Here is a 13,033-nt window from a genome sequence, read left to right as displayed (position 1 = left end):
AATGTGACGATATGTGTGTGATTTAAAATAAAAAGTGTTTAGTGAAATGCCATCAGGATGAAACCTGACAAAAACAGATTGATCACAATGACGGATTTCGGCGCGCTTTATACCACATAAAGTAGGCAAAAATCCAGATAAATTGCCCAAGCGAGGGCCGGTTTGTCGTATTGCCGCACCACTGCCCAAACGGCGAAAGGTGTGGTTCTGGTTTCCAGAAACCGCCCAGCTTGATACCATGTTCCCACTTCAATGTGTCTGCCCCGCGCTACCGGTGACCAAAGCGTAGCAGGTCAAAGCAGCGCATGCCTGATTTATCAGGGTGTGAGGTCCCTCACGCTCTGACGCTCATTGCCTCGATGAGCGAGACGAATTAAGTGAGAAAGCAAAATGACGATCCCAATTAAAACAGCAGAAGAAATAGAAAAAATGCGCGTTGCCGGTCGGTTGGCCGCAGAAGTGCTGGAAATGCTGGCCCCACATGTAAAGCCAGGCGTTACTACGCGTGAACTGGATGACATCGCGCACAAATATATGACTGAGGTGCAGGGCACCACACCCGCTACCTTGAATTATCACGGCTTCCCTAAATCCATGTGTACCTCTATCAACCACGTGGTTTGTCACGGGATCCCTTGTGACGAAGATGTGCTCCAAGATGGCGATATCGTCAACATCGACGTCACCGTCATTAAGGATGGCTATCACGGCGATACATCGAAAATGTTTTTGATTGGTGAGGTCTCTTTGGAAGACAAACGTCTATGCCGTGTCACCCAAGAAAGCCTTTATCATGCCATCAAAAAGGTGAAGCCAGGCGCCACCGTCGGTGACATTGGTACGGCTATCCAAAAATTCATCAAAAGTAGCAACACCCGCTACTCGATCGTAAAAGAGTACTGTGGACACGGTATTGGTGCGAGCTTCCATGAAGATCCACAAGTGGTGCACTACAAAAACAACGACCGAACCATCCTCAAACCTGGTATGTGTTTCACCATTGAGCCTATGATTAACGCAGGCAAATACGGTACCGTACTTGATGAAGACGATGGTTGGACGGTTTATACCATTGATGGCAAGAAGTCGGCGCAGTGGGAGCACACCCTGCTGGTGACCGAAACTGGGGTGGAAATCTTAACCCTTCGTGAAGAGGAAACCATCCCGCGCCATATCAACCACTAAGACTCTGATAAAGGCCGGGCTTGCTCCGGCTTTTTTATGCGCAAAGGAACGCCATGACAGACACAGTGATCACGCCACAAAGTTTGACCCAAGACCAATTGAGCCCAGCGGCACTCAAAGCCCAATTTCAGCACCTCCTTGAGCAACAGAAGCAAGACTTCCTCGCCAATGTCCCGGTGCCTGAGCTGGTCTATCAGCGTAGCGATTACATGGATGCGCTGATGCAGAGGCTTTGGCAGCATTTTGGTTTTGACCAGCACCCTCACCTCGCCTTGGTTGCCGTGGGTGGCTATGGTCGGCGTGAGCTCCACCCCCTGTCTGATATTGATCTGCTATTACTTTGCCAAGGGCCGTTAGACGCGCACCAGCAACAAAAACTCAGTGAATTACTGACCTTATTGTGGGATCTCAAACTTGAAGTAGGCCACAGCGTGCGCACGGTCGAGGAATGCATCAGTGTCGGACTTGACGATCTGACGGTAGCGACCAACCTGCAAGAAGCACGCTTGTTATGCGGCAGTGAGCGGCTATTCAATGCGCTAGAGCAGCGTGTTCATGCGGATGACTTTTGGCCCAGTGAGCGTTTTTATCGCGCGAAAGTGGAAGAACAGAAAGCCCGTCATCGCCGCTATCATGACACCGCCTACAAGCTGGAGCCAGATCTGAAATCAAGCCCCGGTGGACTGCGCGACATCCACACCCTCGCCTGGATAGCCCGACGCCATTTTGGCGCCACCAGCCTGCGTGAGATGAGTCACTATGGCTTTCTGACTGATGCCGAGTATCGCGAACTGAATGAGTGCCAAAACGTACTCTGGCGGATTCGCTTCGCGCTTCATTTAGAACTGCGCCGCTATGACAACCGGCTGACCTTCGCGCACCAAACCTCCGTTGCCGAATTGCTAGGCTATCGTGGCGAGGGAAATCGTGCGGTAGAGCAAATGATGAAAGACTTCTTTCGCACGCTCGGTCGGATCGGCGAGCTTAACAAGATGTTGCTGCAAATCTTCGATCAAGTGATTATCGACAATGGCCGCCCAGGCCAAATCGACATGCTGAGTGACGATTTTCAGCGCCAAGGCAATGCGATCGAAGCGCGCAAACCGGCACTATTTCAAGCACGCCCTGACACCATTCTCGATATGATGCTCCATGTGGCTGATGACACCACCATAGAGGCCATATCGGCGCCGACTCTTCGCCAACTGCGCACTGCACGTCGTCGACTGAACCATTTTTTGTGTCAGCAACAAGACGCTCGCGAAAAATTTATGGCCTTGGTGCGCCACCCCAATGCGCTGCATAAAGCCTTCAGTTTGATGCACCGCCACGGCATTATGTCTGCCTACCTGCCGCAGTGGAGTCAGATCGTCGGACAAATGCAGTTCGACCTGTTCCACGTTTATACCGTGGATGAGCACACCATTCGCTTGCTTAAACACATGCGCCTTTTTGACGATGAGGCCAACCGAGAACGTCATCCCATTTGTTGTGATATTTTCCCTCGACTCGCACGCCGCGAGTTACTGCTAATCGCAGCTATCTTTCATGACATCGGCAAAGGGCGCGGCGGCGATCACAGTGAAATTGGGGCCATCGAAGCCCATGACTTTTGCCTTGAGCACGGCTTATCTCGCCCTGAAGCGAATATTGTCAGTTGGCTGGTGCGAAATCACCTCCTGATGTCAGTGACTGCACAACGTCGCGATATTTACGATCCCGATGTGATCACCGATTTTGCCAAAGAAGTGCGCGATGAAGAGCGGCTTGACCTGTTAGTGTGTTTGACCGTCGCCGATATCAATGCCACCAACCCTGACTTGTGGAATAGCTGGAAACGCACCTTAATTGCAGAGCTCTATTACTCGACGCAAAAAGCCTTGCGCCGAGGGCTAGAGAATCCGCCGGATGTCCGTGAACGGATCCGCCATAACCAACACTTAGCAGCGGCCATGCTGCGCAAGCAAGGGCATAGCCCGCGTGATATTGAGCTGCTTTGGCAACGTTTTAAAGCCGATTACTTTCTGCGCCATACACACAAGCAAATCGCTTGGCACAGTGAACATTTGCTCCACCATCCAAGTGATCAACCTTTGGTGTTGGTGAGTAAAAAGGCGACCCGAGGCGGAACCGAGATTTTTGTTTACTGCCCAGATAGGCCCAGTTTATTTGCGCGCGTGGTTGCCGCATTAGATAAGAAAAACCTGAGTGTCCATGATGCACAGGTCATGACCAGCAAAGACGGCCATGCACTCGATACCTTTATGGTCATGGATCAAAATGACGAGGCGATTCCCCTCGACCGTCACCCTCGGATCATCGAGGGGGTCGCCAAGGCTATTGAAGAAACGGGCAAGATCACCATTCCGCGTCGTCGAGCGCCACAAAAGCTCAAACACTTTACCGTCAAAACACAGGTGCTCTTCTTACCAACCAAAAATGGACGCCGCACCTTGATGGAGTTAGTGGCCCTGGATACACCGGGGTTGCTGGCCCGCGTTGGTGCGGTGTTTGCGCGGCAAGGTGTCAGTGTTCATGCAGCGAAGATCACAACCATTGGTGAGCGGGCAGAAGACTTTTTTATTGTAACGGATGCCCAAAACCAAGCCCTGACATCTGAACACCAAGCGCAACTAAAAACCGCGCTAGAGAAGACGTTATCGCAAGCAAAATAGCCAAAGTGGTCACGGTAATTGGTGTGGCTGACGGGCTACACTGAGCCCTGTATCGAAACGCTGGCTCACAGCGTCTACGACGTCAACTTATGAGGTGGTTATGTACCAACAGTTAAAAAATATCGGCGTTGAGCACCCAGAGAAAATCGAGCGTTATTCACTGCGCCAAGAAGCCAGTTATGACACGCTGAAGATCTATTTTGAAAAGCAAAAAGGCGAATTGTTCGCCAAGAGCATGAAGTTTAAATATCCACGCCAGCGTAAAAATGTGGTCGTGGACAGTGGCACCGGGCGCTTTCGTGAAGTCACAGAGATCAATCGCAGCTTATCGCTGGTGATTGATGAACTGGACCAAATCGTCCAGCAAGAACAAGCCGAACATGATGTAAAACAGAAGATCCTGACCGATCTACGTCATCTTGAGAAAGTCGTCGCCAGTAAAATTGCTGAAATTGAATCTGAGCTGGAAAAACTCTAAATCACACCGACAACCCAAACGCTAAGAAAGTCCAACAATGCGTCGTGCTGTTCGGCACGACGCCCTGCTAATTTCCCATTAGATCCGCGTTATCAGGCCACTGCCACGCAAACGCCTCCATCAGCGCTTGCCACTGAGTGTCAATCGGCGCCGTCACCGTTAGAGACTCACCAGACACAGGGTGTTTAAAACGCATCTGGCTTGCGTGCAACAGTAAACGGTGACAATCAAAGTGGTGGCGAAAAACTCGGTTGTGTCGTCCATCGCCATGAGTGGTGTCGCCAATGATCGGATGGCTGAGATGATGCATATGTCGACGTAACTGATGTTTGCGACCGGTATGCGGCTGCATCGCCACTAAACTATACCGGCTGGTCGCATAACGCCCCGTCGCAATGGGTAACTCTATCTTCGCTAATGGCTGATAGTCGGTGATCGCCGATTTCGCTTCCGGCGCTTGGCTGGCATGCTTATCGGCAATTTTGTCTTGCTCTTCCACCAGCGGATAGTCAAGCTGGCCGGCGTCTGCAATCCAGCCTCGGACGATGGCATGATAGCCCTTTTTAATCTGGTTATTGGCAAACTGTGGCATCATCGCCGAGGCAACATCACTGGATAGGGCAAACACCAAGACGCCAGAGGTGGGTTTATCTAGCCGGTGGAGTGGATAGACATGTTGACCAATTTGATCCCGTAAAGTTTGCATCACAAAACGGGTCTCACCTTTGTCCAACCAAGAGCGATGAACCAGCATGCCGGCAGGCTTATTGACCACCACCAAGTGATCGTCTTGATATAAAATACTAAGCGGTAGGTCTGTCATTGATCGGCAAACAAGCTATCAATCCGCACAACCACAGCGACCACCTCACGATGCCCGGCCTGCTCTTTCATTGCCTCTTCCACATAAGGTGAAATTTCACAGTTACGCGGTAAGGTCTGCCCAGCGTCAATCAGTGCACGCATCTTAGGTACAAAAATCCATTGCAGCCATTCGTGACATGCCAAGGTATCGACAGCAAAAGGCTCAGTGCTCGCAAGACGCTCAGCCGACGGTGGCGTCGTTTGCCATAGCGCGTGATCATTTAGCACTTGTTCCAACTCATCAAGAAGTTGGATACATTGAAAGTGAAGACTCATTGATATCCTCATCACTTAGTGTTTACGGAAACGGCGAAGCATACCATGATCAAGCGAAAGACAACACGTACAAGGCAAGCATCTGCTGGGTGAAAACTGATATACTCCCGCCCATCAAGCGAAAACAGCGAGCGGATACCATGGAATCTTTTCACGCGCTGAGCACCCTTTTTGATCATGCCCAGTGTCAGTTTAGCGTCTACGACTTAGGCCGACGTGTTTGCCTTCTCGACGATGCAGAGTTTCGGGCCGTTGAGGCGAATCAACAACCTTACCCTTACCCACTGCGCCATCATGCGCATATGGCTGTCGCGTTCTGGCCAAAAGGCGGCGCACCTTGGGTATGGTTTTTGAAAATGCCACTGGATGAGCGAGGGCTACTCAGCCACACCGCGATGGGCGACTTTCTGCAATATGTCAGCGCGGCCATGGGGGAGAATTTAAGCGCAACGCCGAACAAAGCGCAGCGTGAGAAGCTGGCTAACAACCCTTACACCTTCACCCCAACCGATGACAAGATGGCGATGTTTCATGCTTCGCTCACCTACTCGCTCGGTCGTCCCGCTAGCCAATATTACGAACAGGCTCAACACTATTTAAACGGTGAACTCGGCTGGGATAACTGGCAAGGCGTTGGCCTACAAGGCTTGGCAGATATTTGCGTGCGTATGCACGAGCAAAACAATGCCACGCGAGTAAGAAAAGCGATCGCCAATATGCCAACCACGCCGCAATATGCATTGTTGGGATGCTTGGAGCACTGCGCCTTGAGCGACAAGCTTGCTGCCACCTTGCGTACGCTATTTAGCGATTTGTGTGAGAGCCAAGAAGTCGACCTCTTTTTCATTAGCGCACTATTGCGCGCCCATGCGGGTGCACCAAAAGCACAGCGCGATCAATTGATCCGTGCCGTATTAGCTAAACGCGCACTCCACCATCAAGAGATCTTTGTCGCCATCGCGGGGCGGTGCTGGGATGGATTAACCGATGATGCGGTATTGGATGCCTTTTTAATTGCGATTGCCGACCAACATGACCCGGCGCTATTCCAACAAATCTATGCCGATCTGGTGATGATGCCTGAGCTTCGCGGTGCATTATTAAGCCGCTTGCATGGCAATACCTCTCCGGCACTGACTCAGGCGATGGCTCGTCTGCAATCGGCAGTGAAGCAACCCCATCATGATCACTGATCTTGTTACCCTGTTACTCGTCTTTGTCGTCGCAATGCTGTTTTGGCAACAGCGGCGGCAAAGCGAGCACGCGCATCGATACATTCAGCATTATTGCCAACATATGGGACTTCAGGTGTTATCCATTGCGCGCGGTAAGCACCGGCTCACACACACCGATCAGGGCTGGCGCTGGGTAACACATTACTGGTTTGAATTTTCATCGACCGGGCAAGATAGCTATACCGGCCATGCGCAGTTGCGAGGATTTCGCTTAAAAAGCATCGACACGCCGGTCCATACCATGCCTATACAGTAGTGCCCATGCCGACCCAATCGCGCCATATTCGCGCAAGTGGATAAGCTGTACTAGAGTAACAGTATGATGCACACGTCGCGCGAGCAGTACGTGACAGGGAGTCACCGGAAAAGATGGGGTAACCGCTCATGTTTACCGGCTACAAAAAGGAAGGGCGCAGCTTGCGCCGCGCCCGAGAGTTTTACTTGCAGCTATCCTGCTACTAAAAGGTGCTCCCTGCATCATTCCTTGATCAGTCGCCGATTCCTTCAGCGTCGTTCCATGTCTCTCCGTCTTGGAGGTGTCCTTTCGTCATCCTGACAAACCGAAATTCCCGTTTTCGATAAGCTCTCCATCCTGGAGGTGTCCATGACTTCGTCCTGAAGTATTCCTTAAGCCCCCATCCTGGGTTGTCCTAAGTCTTCCTGACGTACAAGCTTCCTGCTTGTAGAGAACGGTTCCATCCGATGTCCTTCTGCAATCCTTGCCAGCGCTTCATCCTGAAGTACTGCCTCATCCTGAGGTACCGAGTCCGTGGTGATTCCTGTTCCCTGTGTCAGTTCCCTTCCGACACCGATAAGATTACGCGACTGAGCCTTTGGCACAAGGCATCACAACGTGCGCGATGTCTCAATTTTATCCCAAAACTAAAAGCTACCCCCTTCTCGTTTAACCCGGTACGATTCTGCTTTTCTCCCACGACTTTGTAAGAGATATCTCACAAGCGAACCAGCACTTTGTCCCTACCAGAGTACAAGGCAAGCTGTCTAGAGGATTGCTATAGTCAAATAACGGATGCATAGACTAGGTTTGAGGAGCGACAATGGAAACTTTCCAGCACGATTTAACGCACTTATTTGAGCAATTAGGCCTAGCAAGCGATCAGCAGGCTATCGAGCAGTTCTTAACCAGCCATTGTCTGGTCGATGGTCAATCTTTGGTAGATGCGCCGTTTTGGAACACCGCCCAACGGACTTTTATCCATGAGGCGTTACAAGAGGATGCCGATTGGGCCGAACAAGTCGACACCCTTGATGCTTTGTTGAGAAAATCTTAGATTACGACGAGGTCAGCGCGGCAGCGAGTTAGCCAAGCGCACGTATTAATGAGATTGAGAATCACGATGAGTTATCAAGCGGCACTAGAACGCGCAATCCACACCTTGGTCCAAAAAGGGCAATCAGTCACCGTGGCAAAGCTGAAAGCACAGCTTGATACCCCGGTGCCGTTGCCCCTCATTATTCAAGCGGTAAAAAGTGCCAAATCTAATTCACCGTTACCCGACATGGCCGAGGCAGAGACTGCTCCTTCAGAGGCAATGCGAATTGCGGCGCTCGAGCAGCACGTCTCCCAGCTGACGGCTCGTCTGAGCGAATTGGAAGAGCGCTTAAGTGAGCTTGAAGTCCCACGAAAGGTTTGAGACCAGACGACAAGCCTCGCACTTGAACAGGAAAATATCGTGTAGTGGTGTTTCCAATCGCCACTGTCCACCACATTTAGGACAAGGGCGCGCTAGCTCACTGTCCTTATCTTTACCACCGACACGGTATTGATAGTAATACGTGGGAATACCCGTGAGGTATTCAATCCGTCCACGCAAATCCCAGCCGCGTTGGAACAATCGAGTTTGCGGGTTTTCTAGCTCGTTAAGCCCAGCAAACTCCGCATCACTGGCACCCGCCATCTGCAATTCATCACACGCTTGCCATTCCGTTTGCCACTTGATTACAGATTTGTGGTCACCATTAAAGGTCGCGGGTAAGCGATATAAAGGAATCGGCAGCAAGGTATCGCCACACCGTAATGGCGAGCAGGTGTGCACAAAGGTGGTGTATAGCACCTGCCAGCTCGGCGAGGTGCTCGGCGCCGCTTGTTCGGAGTTAAGGTCGCGACCTAAAAGACGTACCTTAGGCTGAGTCAAACAGGCCTCGGACAGTTGATTCAATGCTCGCTTGACTTGAGGGCTATGAAATTTTGGCTGCAACGCATCTTCATCCGGACAAACAACCCGAAGCTGAAACTGCCCTTCTTGCATCAGTATCGGAAATTCACGCCCCAACACCTGACCGTTGTAACGCAACGCATCCATCAGGCCATTAATCGCTCGGTCAACCGCGCTTACCGTTGTATTGTCGAAGCACTCGAAGGTTAGCTCGGTGAGGATCATGATACATCAACCTCTAACGCCTCAATGAATTGCTCAACATCGTCTGCCAACACCTCTCGTGAGCCTTTATTGAGTACTTCTCTCACCACTTGGCCCGTCACATTATCAATAGCAATAATCGTCATTTCATCATCAGTGGTCGCAATAAATACACTCGGGGAGCATTTACGCTGACGCTGCATCATTAAATGCCCAAGAATGTTTTCTTGTAAGCGGGCCAAGTCATCTTCATTCCACACTTGCAGTAAATTGAAGCGCTCACCGCCAAAGTGCACCGGCAAATCTGCGCAGTACATAAAGTTATAAAAGTCTTTAATGTCGCTGTGCAGACGTAACTCAATCGCGTGCTCCACGTTGGTGAAGTCTGCCAAAGTATCACGCTGAACCGGTTGCCATTGTACTTGGTGGGCATTTTCGCTCTCCACACACGGTGACGCTAAGCCTAAATACGCCTCCGTGCACGGCAAGCACTGCTGCACCTTTCGCCATTTGGCAACATATTTCTGGGCTAGCGCCCAAAGGGCGTTATGTAATGTGTTCTCCATTAGCAACCTATAGCAAGATTCAGTAAACTTTACCCATTCTACTTGAATCGATGGCAAATCCGTATGAGCAATTACCAAGATGCCGATGCCCTAGCCGGTCTGTCGCTAGGCCAACACACTGACTACCCGACGCAATACGACCCGTCACAGCTACGCGCCGTCCCGCGTGAGCTGAATCGTCAAGCCATTGGCCTGAGCAATGAGACTGTGCCCTTTACCGGCTATGACACCTGGACACTTTATGAGCTGTCTTGGTTAAACCAAAATGGCCTACCGCAAGTGGCCATCGGTGAGGTACGCCTACCCGCTTCGAGCCCAAACTTGATTGAGTCTAAATCGTTTAAACTGTATTTAAACAGCCTCAATCAAACCCGCTTCGAGAGCTGGCAAAAAGTCGCCGATGCACTACAGAAGGATTTGTCTGCCTGTGCAGGCGAAGAGGTGGATGTGACCCTATCGCCACTGAGCGAACTGGAAGGCGAAACCATTGCTGGAATGGCCGGTGAGTGCATCGATCATCAAGATATCAGTATTGATGATTATACTTTTAACCCTGATTGGCTCGATGGCGCCGCGCAAGGGGCGATTGTGTCAGAAACGCTGCACAGCCACTTGCTAAAATCCAATTGCCTGATCACCAACCAGCCTGATTGGGGGTCGGTACGCATTGCCTATAAAGGGAAAAAGATTAACCGCGAGAAGCTACTGCGTTATCTCGTGTCCTTCCGTGAACATAACGAATTCCACGAACAATGTGTGGAACGGATTTTCATGGACATCATGCGTTTTTGTCAGCCAGAAAAGCTCACGGTTTACGCGCGTTATACACGTCGTGGCGGACTCGACATCAACCCTTATCGCACCAACATGGGTAAAACGCCGAGCGAAAATAACCGACTCGCCCGTCAATAACTATGATTCAGCGACGTCTCGTTGCGGCCTATGTGCCGCAACGTTGAGTCAGCGCGCAGACATGGCTGTCTCAAACTGGCAGCCTTCATTTTTGTTCAGACGCATTTTTGAGGATAGCGCATGCGCTTTAGCCGCCCCTTCCTAGGCCTGCTCTTATGGTTAACGTCGTCCATGGCGTTGGCTTCTATCCACTCCTCACCTGTACTAACCAATGCAGAAGAACTGTTAGCCACCGCGCCTGAGCAATCGTTAGAGATCAGTAACCGTTTCTTAGCCCAGCGACGACTCACTACGGGTGCAAACCGCTCTCACGTCAATAACGATACCGATCGCTCAATTCGCACCCCCTTGCATACGGTGTACGCCTATTTGATCAGTGCTCGTGCTTACGCACACCTTGAGCAACCGCTAGAAGCCAAAGCGGCATTACAAAAAGCCTATCAAGTCGTCGAAGAGCACGAGCTCAAACACACACTGGTGCAAGTGATGCTGACCGAAGCGTCCCTTACTTGGCATTTAGTCGGCGATGATAAACAGGCATTACATAAACTGGATGAAGTCGATGCAGCATTGAATGCGCTTCCTGATAACAGCCTCAACATCCACGACGTGCGTTTTAACAGCGCCTTGTTGCGCGCCAATATTCTCGCCGCCACGGCAGACAGTGAAACGGCGCTCATCGCTTATGAGCGTGCACGTAGCCAATTATCCACTCACCCGGAAAACCTGCGTGATAAAGTCGAGTTTCAACTTTCGTTGGGGACTTTCCTACTCGATGAAAAACAGCATGAAAGCGCATTGACCGAGTTGCTCAGTGCGTTTTGGATAGCCAGTGAAAATGAGTACACCGCGCTTATCGCTCGCGCTAACATGCAACTTGCGCAATTGTACTTTCAGCAAGGCGTACTCAAACAAGCCCTCGAGCACGCGAACCAAGCAGCAGCGTTTTTTGAACACTTTTCACTGAGCCGTCAGCTTTCCGCTTCCCAGCGTTTATTGGCCGCGATTTACGAACAACAAGCGCGTTATAACTTTGCGTTAGTGCATTACTTTAACGCGCTTGAAATTGAGCAAAACCTGTCCAGACCTAAGCCTCTGGCCGAGGTCCACTTTGCCATTGCAAGAACCTATTTCGAGTTATCTCACTACCCATTAAGCGACCGCTATATTCAAGATACGTTACGCTTAGCCGGTGCAATGCCCAACTCGCAGCTCACAACCCAAGCAATCCTGTTGCAAGGGCAAATTCATTTAGCCCTGTCTAAGCCCAAACTGGCCGAAAAAGAAATCCAAACTGCGCTTGAACAGGCCCAAGCCCAGCAAGACCTCGCCACCGTCACACGTGCGTATCAGGCTTTGTCCGCGGCGTTGGAAGCTCAGGGGCAGTATCAACAGGCACTCGCCATGCAACGCGAGTACGAACGCTTACGCGCCCGTCAAACCGAAACAGAGCAACAAAGCCAAGCCGATACGTTCAAACAACAGCAACGTGTGGTCGAGCGCCAATTACAAATGGACGAACTACAGCGTCAACTCGATGGCGCGCGTCAAGAGCAAATCCATTTGCAAAAAGTTAACTATTTCTTGCTCGGTAGCCTTGGTGTGCTGCTGGTCATCGTCTATTTGCGCCACCGCGCCGCCGTAATACGCCAAATCGAGCTTGAGCAATTGCGTGACGATTTTTATGCCCACCCTCGTACTGGACTGCGCAACCTACGGATGCTCAATGCCAAGCTGCCCCGTTCGTTAGAAAAAAGTAATGCTAATTTTGAGCAATGGTACTTAAACGACATGATCCACCAGCCACTTAGTGACCGGCTGAGATTCGCAATGTTTGATGTCGCCTTTTTAAAGGATTTATTTTTGCACCATGGCTATCAATATGCGCAGGATATCGAACGTCAGCTGGGTGAATATCTCTCCGATAAAGTCACGGGAACCGGTCGCCTATATCACTTTGCCGATGCCTTATTCATTTATATTGAAACCAACTGGGAAGAAGATGCCCAACCCGACGCCCTTGCCCATTTTGTTCAATCTTTGATTGAAGATTTTGTCGCTCATTATCATCAGCAACCCGACGACAGTGATCAGGATGATACGCTATCAGCAAATATCAGCCTCTCAACTCAGGTTTGTGTCGGGCTGGCTGAATATCCTTTCTTGCCGCGAGCGTATACCTCGATCAACGATCAGGAATTGATTGAAATTCTCCTCACAGCTACCAATAAAGCATGTGAGCTCGCGGAGCAAAGTGGTGATAGCCATTGGGTACATTTAAGCGCCATTGATACCGCGCCTGCCGCCAGCTTCGTCAATACCAACTTACGACATGCCTGCCTGCGCGGTATTGACTCCGGGTTAGTGAAGGTTAAAACGTCAGCGAACACATCAATTAACTGGCAGACGGATCACGAATCTGATAAAAAGCGAGGGTTAATTATTGATGATTGAAGCAATA

The 13,033-nt window shown here is 50.7% G+C and carries 13 protein-coding genes; 9 read left to right on the top strand and 4 right to left on the bottom strand.

What is annotated here, in order from left to right:
- Positions 1 to 390 precede the first annotated feature (390 nt).
- The 3 genes from map to BZG82_RS06370 all read left to right on the top strand — a co-directional run bounded on the left by map (position 391) and on the right by BZG82_RS06370 (position 4,338).
- Entirely contained in the window at positions 391 to 1,185 is a 795-nt protein-coding gene (map, locus tag BZG82_RS06380) for a type I methionyl aminopeptidase (RefSeq protein ID WP_069588600.1), read from the top strand.
- Positions 1,186 to 1,238: 53 nt separating this feature from the next.
- Positions 1,239 to 3,860, top strand: a complete 2,622-nt coding sequence (gene glnD, locus BZG82_RS06375; RefSeq protein WP_077765428.1) for a bifunctional uridylyltransferase/uridylyl-removing protein GlnD — start codon at positions 1,239 to 1,241, stop codon at positions 3,858 to 3,860.
- Between the two features lie 100 nt (positions 3,861 to 3,960).
- Entirely contained in the window at positions 3,961 to 4,338 is a 378-nt protein-coding gene (locus tag BZG82_RS06370; protein WP_069588596.1) for a DUF3461 family protein, read from the top strand.
- A 67-nt stretch (positions 4,339 to 4,405) separates the two neighbouring features.
- On the opposite strand, the gene truC is transcribed toward BZG82_RS06370, so the two are convergent.
- Together truC and BZG82_RS06360 are read right to left on the bottom strand one after the other, a co-directional pair.
- The gene (gene truC / locus BZG82_RS06365; protein ID WP_077765427.1) at positions 4,406 to 5,161 is read right to left on the bottom strand and encodes a tRNA pseudouridine(65) synthase TruC; all 756 of its coding nucleotides are present in this window, start codon (positions 5,159 to 5,161) and stop codon (positions 4,406 to 4,408) included.
- On the bottom strand, positions 5,158 to 5,478 hold the full coding sequence (locus tag BZG82_RS06360) for a YqcC family protein (protein WP_077765426.1): 321 nt from the start codon (positions 5,476 to 5,478) through the stop codon (positions 5,158 to 5,160). Before BZG82_RS06360 ends, truC begins: the two co-directional genes overlap by 4 nt.
- 140 nt (positions 5,479 to 5,618) lie before the next feature.
- Here BZG82_RS06360 and BZG82_RS06355 point away from each other — a divergent pair, with 140 nt between their 5' ends.
- The 4 genes from BZG82_RS06355 (at position 5,619) to BZG82_RS06335 (ending at position 8,368) form a co-directional block, all read left to right on the top strand.
- Positions 5,619 to 6,671: a DUF3549 family protein gene (locus tag BZG82_RS06355; RefSeq protein ID WP_077765425.1), complete on the top strand. Its 1,053-nt coding sequence runs from the start codon at positions 5,619 to 5,621 to the stop codon at positions 6,669 to 6,671.
- On the top strand, positions 6,661 to 6,969 hold the full coding sequence (locus BZG82_RS06350) for a DUF3301 domain-containing protein (protein ID WP_077765424.1): 309 nt from the start codon (positions 6,661 to 6,663) through the stop codon (positions 6,967 to 6,969). The genes BZG82_RS06355 and BZG82_RS06350 overlap by 11 nt, the downstream gene beginning before the upstream one ends.
- Before the next feature lie 802 nt (positions 6,970 to 7,771).
- Complete coding sequence (locus BZG82_RS06340) at positions 7,772 to 8,005, top strand: DUF2789 domain-containing protein (protein ID WP_077480080.1); 234 nt, start codon at positions 7,772 to 7,774, stop codon at positions 8,003 to 8,005.
- A gap of 66 nt (positions 8,006 to 8,071) precedes the next feature.
- A complete protein-coding gene (locus BZG82_RS06335; RefSeq protein WP_077480079.1) occupies positions 8,072 to 8,368 on the top strand; it encodes a hypothetical protein in 297 nt (98 codons plus the stop codon).
- Here BZG82_RS06335 and BZG82_RS06330 read toward each other — a convergent pair.
- Together BZG82_RS06330 and syd are read right to left on the bottom strand one after the other, a co-directional pair.
- Positions 8,336 to 9,115, bottom strand: a complete 780-nt coding sequence (locus tag BZG82_RS06330) for a Zn-ribbon-containing protein (RefSeq protein WP_077675169.1) — start codon at positions 9,113 to 9,115, stop codon at positions 8,336 to 8,338. The two genes, BZG82_RS06335 and BZG82_RS06330, sit on opposite strands and share 33 nt — an antisense overlap.
- Positions 9,112 to 9,660, bottom strand: a complete 549-nt coding sequence (syd, locus tag BZG82_RS06325; protein ID WP_077765423.1) for a SecY-interacting protein — start codon at positions 9,658 to 9,660, stop codon at positions 9,112 to 9,114. The genes BZG82_RS06330 and syd overlap by 4 nt, the downstream gene beginning before the upstream one ends.
- 63 nt (positions 9,661 to 9,723) lie before the next feature.
- Between syd and queF the strand changes: the two genes are divergently transcribed.
- Together queF and BZG82_RS06315 are read left to right on the top strand one after the other, a co-directional pair.
- Entirely contained in the window at positions 9,724 to 10,572 is an 849-nt protein-coding gene (queF, locus tag BZG82_RS06320) for an NADPH-dependent 7-cyano-7-deazaguanine reductase QueF (RefSeq protein WP_069588581.1), read from the top strand.
- A 120-nt stretch (positions 10,573 to 10,692) separates the two neighbouring features.
- Entirely contained in the window at positions 10,693 to 13,026 is a 2,334-nt protein-coding gene (locus BZG82_RS06315) for a tetratricopeptide repeat protein (RefSeq protein ID WP_077765422.1), read from the top strand.
- Positions 13,027 to 13,033 lie beyond the last annotated feature (7 nt).

This window comes from Salinivibrio sp. PR5 (assembly GCF_001996085.1).
GTDB classification, from domain to species: Bacteria; Pseudomonadota; Gammaproteobacteria; order Enterobacterales; family Vibrionaceae; genus Salinivibrio; species Salinivibrio proteolyticus.
This window is presented reverse-complemented; position numbering and strand designations above follow the sequence as displayed.

Bases quoted from the DNA above. Each gene is read 5' to 3' on its own strand.
- glnD (WP_077765428.1), top strand. From the start codon at position 1,239: ATGACAGACACAGTGATCACGCCACAAAGTTTGACCCAAGACCAATTG.
- BZG82_RS06335 (WP_077480079.1), top strand. From the start codon at position 8,072: ATGAGTTATCAAGCGGCACTAGAACGCGCAATCCACACCTTGGTCCAA.
- BZG82_RS06340 (WP_077480080.1), top strand. From the start codon at position 7,772: ATGGAAACTTTCCAGCACGATTTAACGCACTTATTTGAGCAATTAGGC.
- BZG82_RS06360 (WP_077765426.1), bottom strand. From the start codon at position 5,478: ATGAGTCTTCACTTTCAATGTATCCAACTTCTTGATGAGTTGGAACAA.
- syd (WP_077765423.1), bottom strand. From the start codon at position 9,660: ATGGAGAACACATTACATAACGCCCTTTGGGCGCTAGCCCAGAAATAT.
- truC (WP_077765427.1), bottom strand. From the start codon at position 5,161: ATGACAGACCTACCGCTTAGTATTTTATATCAAGACGATCACTTGGTG.
- BZG82_RS06330 (WP_077675169.1), bottom strand. From the start codon at position 9,115: ATGATCCTCACCGAGCTAACCTTCGAGTGCTTCGACAATACAACGGTA.
- BZG82_RS06370 (WP_069588596.1), top strand. From the start codon at position 3,961: ATGTACCAACAGTTAAAAAATATCGGCGTTGAGCACCCAGAGAAAATC.
- BZG82_RS06350 (WP_077765424.1), top strand. From the start codon at position 6,661: ATGATCACTGATCTTGTTACCCTGTTACTCGTCTTTGTCGTCGCAATG.
- map (WP_069588600.1), top strand. From the start codon at position 391: ATGACGATCCCAATTAAAACAGCAGAAGAAATAGAAAAAATGCGCGTT.
- queF (WP_069588581.1), top strand. From the start codon at position 9,724: ATGAGCAATTACCAAGATGCCGATGCCCTAGCCGGTCTGTCGCTAGGC.
- BZG82_RS06315 (WP_077765422.1), top strand. From the start codon at position 10,693: ATGCGCTTTAGCCGCCCCTTCCTAGGCCTGCTCTTATGGTTAACGTCG.
- BZG82_RS06355 (WP_077765425.1), top strand. From the start codon at position 5,619: ATGGAATCTTTTCACGCGCTGAGCACCCTTTTTGATCATGCCCAGTGT.